General features: G+C 42.2%; 17 protein-coding genes. 14 read left to right on the plus strand and 3 right to left on the minus strand.

The window, feature by feature from the left end; translation table 11 throughout:
• The first annotated feature begins 39 nt into the window (after positions 1–39).
• The 6 genes from K370_RS08325 to K370_RS08350 all read left to right on the plus strand — a co-directional run bounded on the left by K370_RS08325 (position 40) and on the right by K370_RS08350 (position 5,662).
• The gene (locus tag K370_RS08325; RefSeq protein WP_047540764.1) at positions 40–705 is read left to right on the plus strand and encodes a DUF484 family protein; all 666 of its coding nucleotides are present in this window, start codon (positions 40–42) and stop codon (positions 703–705) included.
• Positions 706–756: 51 nt separating this feature from the next.
• Positions 757–1,692: a tyrosine recombinase XerC gene (xerC, locus tag K370_RS08330; protein ID WP_047540767.1), complete on the plus strand. Its 936-nt coding sequence runs from the start codon at positions 757–759 to the stop codon at positions 1,690–1,692.
• 135 nt (positions 1,693–1,827) lie between these two features.
• Positions 1,828–2,409 carry a superoxide dismutase gene (locus K370_RS08335; protein ID WP_047540770.1) on the plus strand — a complete coding sequence of 194 codons (582 nt, stop codon included), beginning with the start codon at positions 1,828–1,830 and terminating at the stop codon, positions 2,407–2,409.
• A gap of 282 nt (positions 2,410–2,691) precedes the next feature.
• Entirely contained in the window at positions 2,692–3,150 is a 459-nt protein-coding gene (locus K370_RS08340) for a YybH family protein (RefSeq protein WP_047540773.1), read from the plus strand.
• Positions 3,151–3,252: 102 nt separating this feature from the next.
• A complete protein-coding gene (locus K370_RS08345; RefSeq protein ID WP_235272724.1) occupies positions 3,253–3,561 on the plus strand; it encodes a hypothetical protein in 309 nt (102 codons plus the stop codon).
• A gap of 55 nt (positions 3,562–3,616) precedes the next feature.
• Positions 3,617–5,662 (plus strand): TonB-dependent receptor, encoded by a 2,046-nt coding sequence (locus tag K370_RS08350; RefSeq protein WP_047540776.1) that lies wholly within the window; start codon positions 3,617–3,619, stop codon positions 5,660–5,662.
• 233 nt (positions 5,663–5,895) lie between these two features.
• Here K370_RS08350 and K370_RS08355 read toward each other — a convergent pair whose 3' ends face one another.
• The gene (locus tag K370_RS08355) at positions 5,896–6,312 is read right to left on the minus strand and encodes a diacylglycerol kinase (protein ID WP_047540779.1); all 417 of its coding nucleotides are present in this window, start codon (positions 6,310–6,312) and stop codon (positions 5,896–5,898) included.
• Between the two features lie 94 nt (positions 6,313–6,406).
• Here K370_RS08355 and K370_RS08360 point away from each other — a divergent pair, with 94 nt between their 5' ends.
• The 6 genes from K370_RS08360 (at position 6,407) to sodC (ending at position 13,216) form a co-directional block, all read left to right on the plus strand.
• Positions 6,407–6,673, plus strand: a complete 267-nt coding sequence (locus K370_RS08360; RefSeq protein WP_047540780.1) for an oxidative damage protection protein — start codon at positions 6,407–6,409, stop codon at positions 6,671–6,673.
• A 242-nt stretch (positions 6,674–6,915) separates the two neighbouring features.
• Positions 6,916–7,419 carry a MarR family winged helix-turn-helix transcriptional regulator gene (locus tag K370_RS08365; protein WP_047540782.1) on the plus strand — a complete coding sequence of 168 codons (504 nt, stop codon included), beginning with the start codon at positions 6,916–6,918 and terminating at the stop codon, positions 7,417–7,419.
• 111 nt (positions 7,420–7,530) lie between these two features.
• A complete protein-coding gene (locus K370_RS08370; protein WP_047541840.1) occupies positions 7,531–8,460 on the plus strand; it encodes a carbohydrate kinase family protein in 930 nt (309 codons plus the stop codon).
• A 56-nt stretch (positions 8,461–8,516) separates the two neighbouring features.
• Positions 8,517–10,658, plus strand: coding sequence for an HAD-IIB family hydrolase (locus tag K370_RS08375; protein WP_200883509.1), 2,142 nt, complete (start codon positions 8,517–8,519; stop codon positions 10,656–10,658).
• Between the two features lie 11 nt (positions 10,659–10,669).
• The gene (locus K370_RS08380; RefSeq protein WP_047540792.1) at positions 10,670–12,622 is read left to right on the plus strand and encodes an alpha-amylase family protein; all 1,953 of its coding nucleotides are present in this window, start codon (positions 10,670–10,672) and stop codon (positions 12,620–12,622) included.
• 72 nt (positions 12,623–12,694) lie between these two features.
• Positions 12,695–13,216, plus strand: a complete 522-nt coding sequence (gene sodC / locus K370_RS08385) for a superoxide dismutase family protein (RefSeq protein ID WP_047540795.1) — start codon at positions 12,695–12,697, stop codon at positions 13,214–13,216.
• An 84-nt stretch (positions 13,217–13,300) separates the two neighbouring features.
• Here sodC and phoU read toward each other — a convergent pair whose 3' ends face one another.
• Both phoU and rpiA read right to left on the minus strand, forming a co-directional pair.
• A complete protein-coding gene (gene phoU, locus K370_RS08390) occupies positions 13,301–14,008 on the minus strand; it encodes a phosphate signaling complex protein PhoU (protein ID WP_047540798.1) in 708 nt (235 codons plus the stop codon).
• Positions 14,009–14,103: 95 nt separating this feature from the next.
• Positions 14,104–14,763: a ribose-5-phosphate isomerase RpiA gene (rpiA, locus tag K370_RS08395; protein WP_047540800.1), complete on the minus strand. Its 660-nt coding sequence runs from the start codon at positions 14,761–14,763 to the stop codon at positions 14,104–14,106.
• 138 nt (positions 14,764–14,901) lie between these two features.
• On the opposite strand from rpiA, the gene ilvA reads away from it, so the two are divergent.
• Together ilvA and K370_RS08405 are read left to right on the plus strand one after the other, a co-directional pair.
• Positions 14,902–16,413: a threonine ammonia-lyase, biosynthetic gene (ilvA, locus tag K370_RS08400; protein WP_047540802.1), complete on the plus strand. Its 1,512-nt coding sequence runs from the start codon at positions 14,902–14,904 to the stop codon at positions 16,411–16,413.
• A gap of 178 nt (positions 16,414–16,591) precedes the next feature.
• Positions 16,592–17,719, plus strand: coding sequence for a beta-propeller fold lactonase family protein (locus K370_RS08405; protein ID WP_047540805.1), 1,128 nt, complete (start codon positions 16,592–16,594; stop codon positions 17,717–17,719).
• The last annotated feature ends 103 nt before the right edge of the window (positions 17,720–17,822 follow it).

Below are 17,822 nucleotides of genomic sequence, written 5' to 3' on the forward strand. Positions count from 1 at the left end.
GTTTTTATTAAAGTTAATGGTTAATTTAGGGAATATTGCATGTTAGAAGAAATAAATTTAGACGAAATCAAAGCCTATTTAAAAAATCACCCTGAATTTTTTGAAGAAAACGCTGCATTACTAGCGGATATTCACCTACCAAGCCCGCACGGTAACGGCACGATTTCATTGGCAGAGCGTCAGCAATTGGCGCAGCGTGACAAAATTAGCGCGCTTGAGGGCAGATTCTCTGAATTGGTTTTGAATGCACAACAAAATGATGCCTCTGCGAATAAAGTGCATGCTTTTAATGTGCGTTTGCACCAGGCAAAAAGTTTCGATGCGATTGAGCAGTTAATTAGTCATGATTTGCCTGAGCTTTTTGACTTAAGTGACACTTGTCTGCGCGTTTGGGTGCAGCCATTGGAGCAATCTAGCAAAGCAAATCTAGTGTTCAGCGAGACTTCTGAAATGATTAAAACCTGGGTTGCTGCATTGGCTAAACCTTATTGCGGTAAGCCGCCTGCGATTGTGGGGGAGGATTGGTTCATAGACCCATCCATCACGCTTGCTATCATTCCCTTACGCCATGCGCAATTGTTTGGATTTCTAGCATTGGCTAGTGATAGCGAAAATCGTTTTTATGAAGGCATGGGCACAGATTTCTTAAATAAGATAGGTGAACTTGTGAGCGCTGCATTATCAAGACAGCTTGATTTTGCATAATGGATACTACTGACTAAGATATTTTAGATTTGGCGCTGGTATAGAAAACCAATGGCTGTTCAAAACTTAATGGAAATTTCTGAAGAAAAACCAGCTTCTAAAAGCTTGGTTGAGCAATATCTTGATTTTTTAAATTTTGAGCGTGGTTTAAGTGCATTGACGCGGCAAAATTACGCCAGAGATTTGGCGCAATTGATTCAAGCAAGCGAACTGACCAAATTAAGCGAATTGCAAAACACCCATATCAGGCGTTTTGTCGCGGGTTTACACAGCAAAGGCTTGGGTGGAAAAAGTATCGCCCGACTGTTATCTTGCTGGCGTGGATTTTTTAATTATCTGATTCGTGATCATGGCTATACCCAAAACCCTGTATTAGGTTTGCGTGCGCCAAAATCGGCAAAAACTTTGCCGCAAGCTTTATCCATTGAGCAAACCGTTAAACTGGTGAATATTGAAGAAGATAGTGTATTAAGTGCCCGCGACCATGCCATCTTAGAGCTATTTTATTCGTCTGGTTTACGTTTGAGTGAGTTGGTTAATTTGAATATGAGCGCGCTGGATTTTGTAGAAGGCACGGTAACGGTAACAGGTAAAGGCAATAAAACGCGCATTGTGCCACTAGGTGATTTTGCCATCAAAGCCATACAAAGCTGGTTGGCAGTACGCCCCAATGTGGTGAGTGAGCTAGCTGATAAACCTGTCTTTATTGGCTTGCAAGGCAAGCGGATTTCGGCACGTAATATTCAATATCGCATCAAAGAGTGGGCGATCAAACAAGGTATTCATTCATCGGTGCATCCGCATATGCTGCGGCACAGTTTTGCTACACATGTGCTGCAATCCAGCGGAGATTTGCGCGCCGTACAGGAAATGCTTGGTCACGCCAACATTAGCACCACGCAAGTGTATACGCATTTAGATTTTCAGCACTTAAGCAAAATATATGATGCCGCGCATCCAAGAGCTAAAAAGAAACTCGCCAAATAATTAGCAATTAATTCAAATTTTATTTAAATTTTATTTAAATTTGCAGTTTAAATGTACGTTTAGCACCCAATATATATTAATGTACGTTATATAAATTAATAATCACAAACCATTAACCAATGTTAGGAAAACAAAATGGAACATACACTACCGGCTTTACCCTACGCTAGAAATGCGCTTGTACCGCATATTTCAGAAGAAACGCTGGATTTTCACTATGGCAAACATCACCAAACCTATGTGACCAACTTGAATAATTTGATTAAAGGCACTGAGTTTGAAAACAGCAGTCTTGAAGAAATTATTAAAAAATCATCTGGCGGCATTTATAACAATTCTGCGCAAATTTGGAACCACACATTTTTTTGGAACAGCTTGAAGCCAAATGGCGGCGGCGCTCCTACAGGCGCATTAGCCGATGCAATCAACAAAAAATGGGGCAGTTTTGATGAATTTAAGAAAGCTTTTCAGGCTTCAGCGGTTGGTAATTTCGGCTCTGGTTGGACATGGCTAGTTAAAAAGGCGGATGGCAGCGTGGATATCGTGAACATGGGCGCAGCAGGTACGCCATTAACAACAGGCGACAAAGCACTGTTAACAATTGATGTGTGGGAACATGCATATTACATTGATTATCGCAACGCACGCCCTAAATTTGTAGAAGCGTTTTTGGCTTCGCTGGCCAATTGGGATTTCGCAGAAAAAAATTACGCTTAAAATTTGTTGTAAGTTAATAATTAAGACATTGTATGAAAAAGCCCTTGGAGAACCTTGGGCTTTTTTATTTTTAGCCTGAAATTTATGTACAGTTTGTTACCTGGTGATTAATAAAATGATGGCGTATGTTAAGAAAATCTAAAGGAATCTAGTTTATTATATTGACATAGTTAGTTAGCTAACTATAATGATGCTAATCAATTTGGTTTTAAAGATTATTGAATTAAAGCCAATATTTTTTAGGGTTGTTATTTACACAGTTTAATTAGGAGAAATTTTAAAATGAAAAACTTGTTAAGTAGTACATGTGTGTCTTTGCTATTAACTTTGGGGTTGTCGACTAGTGCAGTGGCTGGGGATAGCAACATTAAATCAATTGTTGAATCAGCAAACACAGCTTGGAATCAAGCGCTCAACACTGGCAATGCAAAAGCGTTGTCAAACCAATATGTAGAAAATGCAACACTATCTCCTGGAGATGGAAAGGTTCTGGTTGGCAGAACTGAAATTGAGAGTCTATTCAAGAGTTTTGTTGCAAATGGTGTGCACAACCATACGCTAGAAGTCGTTAATGTGGGCGGTTCTGGCAATATGATTTACCAAATATCTAAATGGAGTGCTAACGGAGCAGAGGCTAATGGCAAAGTGCCGGCTTTTGGTGGAATCACAACAAGTGTCTTGATTAAAGGTGCTGATGGTAAATGGCTAACGCAGTCACAAGTGTGGAACGTTGCTAATTAATTCGCTAATTAGGTCAATTTATGTGTGTTTAAAAGGCCGCTTTAGCGGCCTTTTTTTAAACTTAATTATTTTTTAACCTTATTTTCTGCTAGTATTGCAACTATGTTGCATAGGATTTTTGTTCATTTAAGCTTAGTTGTGCTATTTGCTTTCACGCAAATGGGCATTGCAACGCATGAAATTAGTCATTTTGCCGATTTAACGCAACAAACACAGCAGGATAAAAATACTCCGAATCATCAATGTGAGCAGTGCATTAGTCATGCAGGTATTGATAATGGCTTGAGTTCGCAAGCTTATGTTTTTGTTTTACAGCAAGCAGTTTCAATTGCTGTAATTAGTCTAAAAGCCAATTTTTTCAACACCACCAGCCAGCATTACGCTGCGCGCGCGCCACCTCAAACCTCATAAATATTCATGTTCCAGCAACTTGTTGCTGGCTATTACTATTTTTTGAGGAATTTCCATGTACGACATCAATCAATCGCAAATGCGTAAGGCATTTGCATGTAAACCTATTATTTTGGCGCTTGCAGCATTATTTACCAGCAATGCATTCGCTGAAGAAACCAATATTGAAATAGCGCCAGTGGCGATTACTGGCAATCCTTTAGGCGTCGATTCTGATGAGTTGATTGTGCCAGTGAGCGTGCTGAATGGGCGCGAACTAAGCCTTAGGCGTGAAGGCACAATTGGCGAAACGTTAAATGGTATTCCTGGTGTGACGGCGACTCAATTTGGGCCGAATGCCTCACGTCCGGTGATTCGCGGTTTAGACGCAGAACGTGTGCGCATCATGCAAAACGGTGTCGGTATTTTAGATGCTTCATCGTTAAGTTTTGACCATGCCGTGAGTGTAGACCCGCTGATTATTGAACAAATTGATGTGGTGCGCGGACCAGCCGCACTACTATATGGCGGCAGTGCTGTTGGCGGCGTGGTGAATGCGATTGATCATCGTATTCCTAAAGAGCAGTTAGATGGAATTACTGGACGTGCCGAAACACGTTTTGGTGGGCCGGATAATACGCGAAACGGTGCGGCGGTTGTAGACCTGGGTAATGGACAGTTTGCGATTCACGCGGATGTGTACAAGCGTAAAACGGATGATCTGGATATTGACGGTTTTGCTGTATCAAAACGTAAAAGTGAAGCGGATGGCACACCACGCGAAAATCGTGGCAAGCTGGTGAATAGTAGCTCAGACGGCGATGGCGGTGCTTTGGGTGCATCGCTGACATTTGATAACGGCTACGCTGGTATTTCGTATTCCACTATGAATAATAACTATGGCACTGTGGCGGAAGAAGCTGTGCGCATTGATATGAAAAGTGACCGCTGGGATGTAGCGAGTGAGTTTACTGACTTGGGAAATGTGATTAATCGCGTGAAATTTCGCATGGCGCATACCGATTATGAACATGTCGAATTAGAAGATGGCGAAGTTGGTACGACTTTTAAAAATCGTGGCGTTGAAGGTTCATTTGAGGCTGGGCATGCGCCAATTCAAACCGGCTTAGGCAATTTGAACGGCGTTATTGGTTATCAGTTCAGCAATACTAATTTTGAAGCATTGGGCGAAGAGGCGTTTGTGCCGGGTGTTAACTCACAAAGTCATGCTTTATATCTGTATGAAGAGTTGCCGATAGGTAATAATGAAAAAACACAGCATAAAATCACTTTTGGCGGTCGTTTAGGCCATACATCGGTTGATTCAAAAGACAATGCCAATTTTGGCATAGGCCAAAATAACAGCTTTAATCCAAACAGCTTTGCGCTAGGTGGCTTGTACAGTTTGAACGAGCAATGGTCGTTAACCGGCAATTTATCGCACAACGAGCGCGTGCCGAGTTATTTTGAGTTATATGCCAATGGCGCGCATATCGCGACAGGTCAATTTGAGTTGGGTAATAGTAATTTTGATGTCGAAAAATCGAATGGTATCGATGCGCAGATTCGTTGGAAACAAGGTAAAAATTCATTCAGTCTAGGCGCTTATTACACACGATTTAATAATTTCATCGGGCTTTTTGATACGGGTGAAATTGAGCCAGTTGAGAATCTACCTGTGGCGCAATTCAGAGCGGTGCCAGCGGTATTCAAAGGGTTGGAGGCAGAAGGTAAATTCAACGTTGCCAATAATCTGGATTTAACGATTCGCGGTGATTATGTGCATGCTAAAGAAAAGCGTACAAATGAATATCTGCCACGTATCTCGCCGCTACGACTAGGCGCTGGCCTGCAATATCAGCTAAATCGCTTTAGTATCAGGCTGGATGCATTGCACGCCTTTAAACAAGACAATACAGCTGAAAATGAATTGGCAACCGATAGCTACACCAATGTGAGCGCTTTAGTGGCGTATAAATTGCCGACCAAGCTTAATCTGGAATTGTTTGCCAAAGCCAATAATCTGCTCAATGATGAGATTCGTGAGCATACATCGTTCTTAAAAGACATTTCGCCAGCAGGTCAGCGGTCACTGTTAATTGGCTTGCGTGGGGATTTTTAACGCTAGCTAACTGAACCAAATGATTTTTTAAAAAATCAATAAAGTAACTTCAATTAAGTTAGGGTAAATATAAGTCCAGTGAAATATATTGTATTAGGGTTGGTATTTTTTATTTCAGTAGCGGCAGGTTGGTTAACTTTATTAGAGTACAGAGATGACGGCTATGGTAACCATGGCTGGCATTTTAAAGAATAATTGCTGAAAATTATTTGGTACTGGATTGATATGAAAACCTAGTTAATCAGGATTAAGCACCAAATAATCACTACATTTGCCAGTGCAATAAACACGGCCGCACTGCCAATATCTTTCGCGCGTTTGGCCAGTTCGTGGCGTTCGATGGAAACGCGATCAACAACGGCTTCAATTGCTGAATTCAATAACTCTACAATCAACACCAGTAAAACACTGCCTATCATTAAAGCACGATTTAAAGCCGCTTGTTCTAAATAAAATGCCAGTGGAATGAATATCGCTGCCAGTAACACTTCTTGCCTAAAAGCATCTTCATGTTTATATGCGGCTTTAAAGCCATCCAGTGAATAACCAAATGCATTGAACAGGCGGCGCAAACCGGTTTTGCCTTTAAAAGGACTTTCAGTATGCGCTTGGTTTGACGATTGGTTTGAATTAGTCGGGTCTATTTTCATTGCGCAATAACATTCATTAAAATTAATCGGATTATTTTAACATGCGTTATCATATTGTTTTGTTTCAAGTTAATTAATCTAAAAAGGTTTGCAGATGGCACGCACAGTACAATGTATTAAATTAGGTAAAGAGCTGGAGGGCATGGATTTTCCTCCTTATCCAGGTGAGTTGGGCAAACGTATTTATCAGCAAGTTTCTAAAGAAGCTTGGGCGGCATGGCTAAAACAACAGACCATGCTAGTGAATGAAAATCGCCTTAGCTTGGCAGATCCGGCAGCGCGTAAATATTTAAGCGAGCAAACGGAGAAATACTTTTTTGGTGACGGTGCCGATACGGCGAGTGGTTATGTGCCGCAATAATATATGCCGCCCCAAAATAATTAATTGAGTAGGTGTAGCGTAAAAAAACCATACTAGTCTTAGTATGGTTTTTTGCTTTCTGAGGCGATAACTTTTTTTATTTAAATGGATTAGAAAATTATGAATAAGGTCAATTACATTTATACAAAATATATTTGTACAAATGTAATTGGTGGCGTACACTCATTTTCAGTTTTGCGCGTTTTAATCGTATTAACTAACTTTTTACTTAACTTAAGAATATGACAGAAAAACCAGCACTTTTAGTAAATCAGGAATTACAGGCCAAATTAGCTAATGCTTCATTACAGCATTTTCGGGTGATTTTTAGCTCGGTTAAGAAACATTCAAGCGATACGGAGTCTGCTTGCGGCATTAGCAACTCTCAGCTTTGGGTGCTATACGAGTTGCATAAAGCGCCAGATTTAAAAGTGTCTGAGCTAGCAACTAACTTAGCGATTCATCAATCGACAGCAAGTAACTTAATTGAAAAACTGGTTAAAAAAATGCTGATTGTCAAAAAGCGCGAAACAACGGATCAGCGCGTTGTGCGTCTGTCGCTCACAGAGCAGGGGTTGGCCATTATCAAAAACGCACCGCCATCACCTAGAGGCGTGTTACGAGACGCGCTTGATCGTTTAGATGCAGATGTGCTGGAAAATTTAACGCAAAGCTTAGCCTTGCTGTCGCTGCAAATTAACAGCAAGGATGTTAATGCGGGCTTAATTCCATTGACCGATTTGTAGCATTGAGTAGTTGAATCTGCTTTAAATACAAAGCATTAATAAGCATTAAATGGAGTGCAAGGCTCAAGCCATGCCTTAACCAATTCCATATCACTTAACAAAGGAACGACATTGTCATTAAATGAAATACATGCCAAGTCAAAAAAAGTCATTGGCGTATTTGGCGAAGTATTAGCGGATATTTTCCCTGATCAAACAGTTCTTGGTGGCGCACCATTTAATGTGGCGCGCCATTTACAGGCATTTGGTATGCATCCGGTGATGATTACCAGAACTGGCCAAGACGCCTTGCGTAAACAGTTTTTGCAAGAAATGCAGCGATTAAAAATGGATGTATCCGGCCTGCAAATCGATGCCAAGTATCCGACAGGGCAAGTCAAAGTAGAAATGAGCAGTGACGGGCATCAGTTTGATATATTGGAAGACCAGGCGTATGACCATATCCACGCCGGTATTACGCATATGGTGACCATGTCACTGAAGCCGGAAATGGTTTATTTTGGCACCCTGGCACAACGTAGTATGCCCTCTCGTCTGGCGCTGGATAAGTTTTTAGAAGATGGCAAATGCCCGCGCTTTCTAGACGTTAACCTGCGGGCGCCCTTTTACAATAAGCATATGATAAAACGCTCTATTTTGCGCAGTGATATCGTTAAGATGAATGAAGTAGAGTTAGCTATTATTGCTAAGTATTTCAAAATGGATGCCGCAAGCCTGCATGATAAAGCCAAACAATTAGCGACTGAATTTGGCATTAAACAAGTGATTGTCACCGCAGGTGCGCAAGGTGCCTGGGTGCTGGCAGATGAGAATATCATTGAAACCACAGCTGTATCTAGCATGCAAGCTCCATTTATAGACTCGGTTGGTGCAGGTGATGCATTTTCATCTGTCTGTATGGTAGCGAACATACTAAATTGGGATCATGCCACTATGATTAACCGTGCGAATGAATTTGCTGGTGCAGTTTGCAGCATTCGTGGCGGTGCGCCAACAGATACTGGTTTTTACACGCCTTTTGTTAATCATTGGAATCTATAGTTAATCATAATTTGAATAAACAACAGGAAAAGTCTGAAAATCCTATTTACGTGCTGATGATTAGCATGCATGGATTGATTCGTGCGAATGATTTGGAGCTGGGGAAAGATGCCGATACAGGCGGACAGGTCACTTATGTGGTGGAATTGGCGCGTGCGCTGGCAAAACATAAAAGCGTGGATAAAGTCGACCTGCTCACCAGATTAATTGAAGATAAGAACATTTCTGCGGAATATGCCGCAACAGAAGAACCACTGGACCCAGGCGCGCGCATTATACGATTGCGCTGCGGGCCGAAACGCTATTTAAGAAAAGAAGTGTTGTGGCCACATTTAGATCAAGTGGTTGATAAAGCATTACATTTTCTAAGGCAGCAGGCCAGGATCCCCGATTTAATCCATACGCATTATGCGGATGCCGGCTATGTCGGGCAGCAATTATCATTGCTACTTGGTATACCGCAAATACATACTGGTCATTCACTTGGGCACCCTAAACGAGATCGTTTAATGGCAAGTGGCAGAAAAGCATCTGCCATTGAAAAGCAATTTAATTTTGAACGCCGCATTGCCATTGAAGAAGATATTATTCAGCATGCCTCATTGATTGTGACCAGCACCAAGCAAGAGATTGAGCAGCAATATGGCATGTACAATAATTTTAACCAATCACGTTTTAGCGTGATTCCGCCAGGCACGGATACGTCAAGATTCTTTCCGCCTGGTCGATTGAAACAAGAAACACCGATACAGCAAAAAATTGATGGTTATTTAGCGGACCCTGAAAAACCACTTATCTTTGCCATGAGCAGGCCAGATGATCGCAAAAACATACACGGTTTAATTGAAGCGTATGGCAATAGCCCGGCGTTGCAGGCGGCAGCTAATTTATTGATTGTGGCGGGCGAGCGCGAAGATATCAGAGGTTTAGAAGAATCGCAGCGAAAGGTCATGACGCAATTATTGTTCGATTTAGATCGCTATGATTTATGGGGGAAAGTGGCAATTCCAAAATTCGTCGCGCAAGAAGATGTGCCCGAATTGTATCGCTTGGCGGCAAGGCGTCGCGGCGTATTTGTTAACCCGGCTTTTACAGAGCCGTTTGGCCTAACCTTGATTGAGGCCGCCGCAAGTGGTTTACCTTTCGTGGCGCCAGATGATGGCGGCCCGCGCGATATATTGGACAATTGCCGCAATGGGGTGATTGTAGATACGTTGGACAGTAGCGCGATTGCGGATGGTTTATTGTCCGTATTAGCAGATAAAAAACGCTGGCGCAAATCGGCTACTAGTGGCTTGGCTGGAGTTTGGCGGCATTATAGTTGGGCTGCGCATGTGGATAAATATATGAAAGAAGTCAGCCGATTGTTACGTCGCGATCAAAAACGTTTGCGTCGTCAACAGGCTTTAAATTTAAACGCAGAAATCTCAAACACGGAAAAATCGCGTATACCGCTGGCCAGCATGGCGCTTATTAGTGATATTGATAATACGCTGGTGGGTAATAAAAAATCGCTAAAAGATTTAACAGGCTGGATAGATAAGAATAAAGCGCGCTGTGTTTTTGGTGTAGCGACGGGGAGATCGCTTGAAAGTGCTGTGGAAATCCTTAAAAAAAATCAGGTTAACATACCGGATGTGCTGATTACTTCTGTCGGTTCTGAGATTCATTATGGTAAAAAATTAGTGCCAGATACTGGCTGGTCAGCGCATATTCGGTACATGTGGCGAAAAGATGCACTTGAAAAAGCGTTAGCCCATTTCCCGGGATTGACTTTACAAGCACCAGAGAATCAGCGTGAATTTAAATTAAGCTATATCGCAAAACCAGCGGTAATGCCGCCTTTGAGTGAAATTAAAAACCATCTGCGTCAATACAACTTGCACGCTCAACTGATTTACTCACATGAGGAGTTTTTAGATATATTGCCGGTGCGCGCTTCTAAAGGTCATGCCGTTCGTTATCTGTCTTATAAATGGGGCCTGCCGCTGGAAAACTTTGTAGTGGCGGGAGATTCTGGTAACGATTTTGAAATGTTGATTGGCGATACGCGTGCGATTGTGGTGGGTAACTATAGTCAGGAGTTAGAAAGATTGCGCCACAGCGAGCATATCTATTTTGCCTCGCAACATTATGCGGCGGGTATTCTAGAAGGCCTGGCGCATTATGGCTTACAGGCTTCTATTGTGGTGAAATAAGGCATAAGGCTATGTATGAGCAAGTTTCACATTCGTTGTTAAACGACATTCTGACCGAAATTGAAGCGGAAATTAAAGATAAAAACCTGCAGTATTTTTATACGCGATTAGGTGCGAACTTTTATGCGATTTATTCGCTATTCCATCAATTGTACGGTCATCGTGACGACTTCAAATTACAACTACATCAGTTAGTTAAAATACTCACGCGCTCATATATCGCACGCTCAGAAGATTTGCGTCAGCTTGATCTGGCGCGCGAAAAAAACCATAACTGGTTTTTAAGTCAGCAATGGGTAGGCTATGCAATTTATTGCAGAGAATTTTCCGGAAATCTAAAAGGCTTGGATAAAAGGCTGGGCTACCTGCAAGAGCTTGGTATCAATATGCTGCACATCATGCCGATTTTAGATTGCCCCAAAGGTAAGAGTGACGGCGGATATGCGGTGCGCGACTTTAGAAATATCAATGCAGAAATCGGTACGGTTGAAGATCTGGATGCGCTGGCAGTTAATCTTAAAAAACGCGATACATTGCTAGTGCTGGATGTGGTGGTGAATCACACGTCTGATGAACATGCTTGGGCGCTTCAAGCGATAGCAGGGGATAAAAAATACCAAGATTATTACTATGTTTTTGATGACCGTAGTATGCCCGATTTGTATGAGGAAACCATGCCTGAAGTATTCCCGGAAAATGCGCCGGGTAACTTTACATGGAACGCGGAAATGGGCAAATGGGTGATGACCGTTTTCAATGATTATCAGTGGGATTTAAATTATCAAAACCCCGCCGTTTTTATTGAAATGGTAGACATCATTTTATATTGGGCTAATCACGGTGCGGATATTATCCGGCTGGATGCAGTTGCTTTTTTATGGAAGAAAATCGGCAGTACCTGCCAGAATGAGCGCGAAGCACACTGGATATTACAATTGATGAAAGATTGTTGCCAGGTAACCGCGCCCGGCGTCTTATTTATTGCCGAGGCGATTGTTGCACCAATTGAAGTGATTAAGTATTTTGGCGAAGATGCGATTAACGCCAAAGAGTGCGAAATTGCTTATAACGCGACATTAATGGCGCTGCTGTGGGAGGCCGTAGCCACAAAAAATGCCCTGCTACTAAATCGTGCCATTAGGTCAATTCCAGATAAATTAGAACGTGCAACCTGGCTTAACTATGTGCGCTGCCATGATGATATTGGCTTGGGATTTGATGATAATGACATTCGCCTCGCTGGGTATGACCCTGCATTGCACCGTCAGTTTTTACTGAATTATTACACAGGGCAATCTGCAAGCTCTACCGCTAAGGGTATTGCCTTTGGTACTAATATTAAGAATGGCGATGCACGTATTGCAGGTTCGCTCGCCTCGCTGGCAGGATTAGAAGCGGCAATTGAACAAAATGATGCCGATGCAATTCAACGCAGTATTGACACCATCTTGCTACTACATGGCGTTATATTGGCTTTTGGTGGCATACCGTTGATTTATTATGGTGATGCGATTGGCACGTTAAACGATAGAGCGTATTTAAAGGATGAGTATAAAAAAAACGATAATCGCTGGATTCACCGCCAAATAATGAATTGGCAGCGAAGTGAGCTGCGCAACGAAAAAGGCACTGTTGAACAGCGCATCTTTTCTGGTCTAAAAAAGATGATTGTAACTAGAAAAGAAATTACCGCATTTGCAGATCATAATAATCGTGAGTTAATTGCATTGGATAATCCACACCTGTTTTGTTTTGTGCGGTTTGATGGTGCAGGAAGATATCCGCGCGTGCTAGTGATTTGTAACTTTGACCACGCAGAACAATCATGCGATATTGACGGTTTACGTAAGCTTGGCTTATTGTCACATGCTGTGGTAAAAAATCTGCTTTCAGATGACATCATTGATTTATCCACTTCAATGTTAAGCATTCCGCCGCTTGGCATGTATTGGTTGGATACTTAATTGTTTTAAGAAACAGAACGTTTTTCACATTTCACAGCCGAAGCTGAAGTATTTATAAAAATAGGAACCTACATGAAGAAGCTACACACATTAATATTGTTTTTTTCTTACTCGACTTTATCAGTAGCCGGAAATAACCTTACTATCCCAGTCAACTTTATTGATGAATCCGCTGTTGGTGCAAAAGCTGGTCAAGTAGTGGTGACTGAATCTGAATATGGATTGGTTTTTACACCTGATCTTGCAGGATTAAAACCTGGGTCATATGGTTTTCATGTGCATGAAAATCCCAGTTGTAATGCTCTGGAAAAAGACGGGCAAAAAGTAGCTGGTTTGGCCGCGGGTGGGCATTTGGATCCACAGAAAACAGCTAAACATGATTATCCTTGGGGTGATGGGCATCTAGGTGATTTGCCGCCACTCTTTGTGAATGCCGATGGCGTAGCTAATCAGCCAGTATTGGCACCACGACTTAAATTGACAGACTTATCAAAAAAATCACTCATGATTCACGCGGGTGGAGACAATCATTCCGATCATCCTAAACCATTGGGTGGTGGCGGGAAGCGCATGTTGTGTGGCGTGATTGAGTAAGCGTAAATAAATAAAAAAGCACCTGATAAAGGTGCTTTTTTATTAAACAGCTCACTAACCTGAGATTGCCAGCAGAAATAACGCTTAAGGCTCTAAGGTCTCACGTTCCATTTCTTGCAGGCTGCTATGGCGAACATCTTTGCCTTTCACCATATACACCACATATTCAGCGATATTTTTAGCATGGTCGCCGATACGCTCAATCGCTTTTGCCACAAACAATACTTCTAATGACATGGAAATCGTACGCGGATCTTCCAGCATGTACATCACCAATTGACGCATCGCGGCACGAAATTGCTCATCGACCAACTCATCCTGTTTTGCCACTTCTACCGTTTGGCTTACATCCAAGCGTGCAAATGCGTCTAATGATGTACGCAGCATTTCACGTACGATTTTAACCATCGCTTTGATTTCAGTAAAACGCGGCTTGTACATGCGATCTTCATCAAAAATACGTTGTGCGGTACGGGCAATTTTTGTCGCCTCATCACCAATACGTTCTAAATCGGTGATGGTTTTTACTATCATCATAACCATGCGTAAATCGCCTGCCGCCGGCTGACGGCGAGCGATAATATGGCTACAGTCCTCATCAATTTGCACTTCAAGGGTATTAACGCGCGCATCGTTATCCATAACCTCTTTGGCGAGTTTAATATCTGCTTTGGTTAATGCTTCTAATGCGTTAACAATTTGCTGCTCAACCAAGCCGCCCATTTCAAGCACTTTAGCGCGAACGGATTCCAGTTCGGCATCGTATTGTTTAGAGGTATGTTCAAATTGCATGTCTGCTATCCTTATTCATTGCTAAATATTATCCACGCTAATGGTAGTTAACAATTGTGACAGTAATATGATTGGATATTAATATATTAAAAGTATTATTTTTTATAAGTCACAACACCGTCTGCCGTGGCTAAAAGCAATACATTCGCAGGGCGCGCAGCAAACAGACCGTTGGTTACTACACCTACAATTTGATTTACTTTGGCTTCAAAGGCAATCGGATCGCTAATAGTTAAACCATGCACATCTAAAATGAGGTTGCCGTTGTCCGTTGTGAAGTCACGCAATTGAGGCTGGCCACCTAATTTAACCAATTCACGCGCAACATGACTTTTAGCCATTGGCAGCACTTCTATTGGTAGTGGAAATTTGCCCAAAACCGGTACGTATTTGCTGGCATCGCAAATACAAATAAATTGTTTAGCCACGGCCGCCACGATTTTTTCGCGCGTTAATGCACCGCCGCCTCCTTTTAACATATGCAAATGTTCCGTAATTTCATCTGCGCCATCTACATAAATATCTAAACTATCTACGCTGTTTAAATCAAATACTTCAATGCCATGGCCGCGTAAACGTTGTGCAGTGGCTTCACTGCTGGCTACGGCGCCATCAATTTTATGTTTAACCTTTGCTAATTCTTCAATAAAAAAGTTGGCGGTTGAGCCTGTACCCACACCAATAATGCCGCTTTTTACATATTCAACTGCTGCTTTTGCTACTTGTTGTTTTAATTCGTCTTGTGTGAATGCCATTTTCGTAAATCCCTAATAATTTCTTTATAATACAAACAACTCACTATCATACACTGCGCTACTTAATTTCTAAATAGCGCGTTTTATAATAAAGATAATCCTAATAAACACACGTTTAGACATTACTAAAAACTGCGCATGACGATAAATTACAGACAGAAAATAGAAAATTCCCACGTTTACGATGTGGCTAAAAAAACACCATTAGAGTTTCAACCCAACTTATCTGCACGTATCCATAACCGTGTATTGCTAAAACGCGAGGATATGCAGCCTGTGTTCTCGTTCAAGTTGCGCGGTGCATACAACAAAATGGCGAGTTTGCCTGCGGAAGTGTTGGCGCGCGGTGTTATTGCGGCCAGTGCGGGAAACCATGCACAAGGCGTTGCTTTGAGTGCACAAAAATTGGGTTGTCGCGCAGTGATTGTCATGCCGACTACTACGCCATTAATTAAGATTGATGCGGTTAAAAGTAGGGGCGCAGAAGTCGTGCTATTCGGTGATAGTTATTCCGACGCTTACGTGCATGCCTTAACCTTAGAGCAATCCGAAGGCCTCACTTTTGTGCATCCTTATGACGACCCGGATGTGATTGCCGGGCAGGGTACGATTGCGATGGAGATTCTGCAAAGCCACCCGGAGCCAATAGAGGCTATTTTTTGCTGTGTGGGCGGTGGCGGTTTAATTGCGGGTATCGCAGCATATATAAAAGCGCTACGCCCGGAAATAAAAGTGATTGGTGTAGAGGCCAGTGATGCGGAAGCGATGTCAGAATCGCTTAAACAGGGCAAGCGCGTGATGTTGGATCAAGTGGGACTATTTGCTGATGGCGCGGCGGTTAAGCAGGTGGGCGAGCATACTTTTGAGTTGTGCCAACAGTTTGTAGATGAAATGATTGTGGTCGATAACGATGCAATATGCGCGGCGGTAAAAGATGTGTTTGAAGATACACGCAGTATTTTAGAACCAGCGGGTGCATTAGCCACGGCTGGCATTAAAGAATACGCCAAGCGCAATAATCTTACTGGCAAAACACTGGTTGCTATTGCTTCCGGCGCCAATATGAACTTTGACCGTTTACGTTTTATTGCGGAACGTGCAGAAATTGGTGAAAAGCGTGAGGCGGTATTGGCGGTGACGATACCTGAAAAGGCTGGCGCATTTAAGACATTCTGTCGCTTGCTGGGTGACCGCAATATCACTGAATTTAATTATCGTTATTCTGACCCGGTCGCGGCACATATTTTTGTGGGCGTGGCGATTGCTGACCCCCTTGAATCTGTACAATTGGTGCAGGATTTACAGACACATGGCTTACCCGTATTGGACTTAACCGACAATGAAGTTGCAAAATTGCATTTGCGGCATTTGGTTGGTGGACATGCGCCTCAGGCGGAAAATGAAGTGTTGTATAGATTTGAATTTCCTGAGAAGCCAGGTGCACTTTTGAAATTTTTAGATACGATGGGGCACGATTGGAATATCAGTTTATTCCATTATCGCAATCATGGTGCCGATAATGGACGTGTACTTGTGGGCATGCAAGTACCGCCGAACCAATTACAGGAGTTTTCTACATTTTTACAGGCCTTGGATTATCCATACTGGGATGAGACGCAGAATCCTGCGTATAAGCTGTTTTTGGGGTAATCATTAGTGCGGACTTAATTGGTTCAACCACCACCATATTGGTTGTATTCAGCCAGTTCTGGTTTTAGATAAAAATAAGCATTTGTTTTTATTGAGCTTTAAAGTATATACTAATGAGTATAGTTTTTGCTTGTTATTAATAGTGATACATACCTAAGTCAAATTTTGGAGATTTTGAATGAAATTAACATCAGCCTTTAATAAAACGCGTATCAGCCTGATTCTCATTGCTTTAATTGCGGGTGTTAGTGCCTGTAGCAAAGAGAAAGCGCCAGAGACCGAGTCTAAGTTAGATGAGCCCGCACAGGCGGCACCTGCTGGTTTAGCCTACGTAACCAGCCAGGATGCGGCTGTGAGTGTGATTGATTTAGCTACGTTGCAAGTGGTCAAGCAACTTGATATTAAAGCTGAATCGCCACGTGGCTTGGGTGTGACAGATGACGGTAAAAAATTGATTGTAGCTACACGTGAGAATGAAAGTGTTTCTGTGGTTGATACCGCTACCGGTGAAGTGTTACAGCAAATTAAAGTGGGTAAAAATCCGGAATTTGTACGTGTTAGTGGCAATTTTGCTTATGTCTCATCCGAGCCTAGTTCGAAAGGTGGGCCTCCGCCAAAACCGGGTGAAAAAGCTAAAGTAGAAGAAGATGACGACGATGATGATGAATTGATTCCAGCAAAAATTGCTGTGATCGACCTAACCAAAGGTGAAAAAGTACGCGAAATAACTGGCGGACCGGAAACAGAAGGTATTGAATTTTCAGCTGATGGCAAACAACTCGTGATTACCAATGAAGCCGATAACACGGTGACAGTACATAATATTGAAACGGGTGAGTTGGTTAAAACGATCAAAACACATGAACTGGGTGACCGCCCACGTGGTATTAAAGTATCGCCAGATGGCACAACCTATTTGGCCACATTAGAATATGGCAACAAATTTATGGTGCTGGACAAAGACTATAATTTAGTGCGTACCGTAGATACGGCAGAAACACCTTACGGCATTGCTTATGACAAAAAAGGTGAGCGTATTTTTGTTGCCACCAATAAAGCTAAATTGCTACAAGTATTCGATGCAAAAACGTATGAAAAAATTAAAGAAATCCCAACAGGTAATCGCTGCTGGCACTTTAGTTTTACGCCAGACGACAAACAGATTCTGTTGGCTTGTGGAAAATCAGACGCAGTTTATGTGATTGATGCAGACAAGCTGGAAGTAACCAAACAGATTGAAGTAAAAGGTATGCCTTGGGGTTTGGTGACTTATCCTAAAGCGATGGGCAGTTTAGATCAGCCTTAGTATTCATATTTTGCTTGATCATTAAAAAGCCCGCGAATGCGGGCTTTTTAATTGGATTAGGATTTAATGTTTACTTAAGAATAAAACTCATCATCTTAATATG

The organism is Methylotenera versatilis 7 (assembly GCF_000799165.1).
GTDB classification, from domain to species: Bacteria; Pseudomonadota; Gammaproteobacteria; order Burkholderiales; family Methylophilaceae; genus Methylotenera_A; species Methylotenera_A versatilis_A.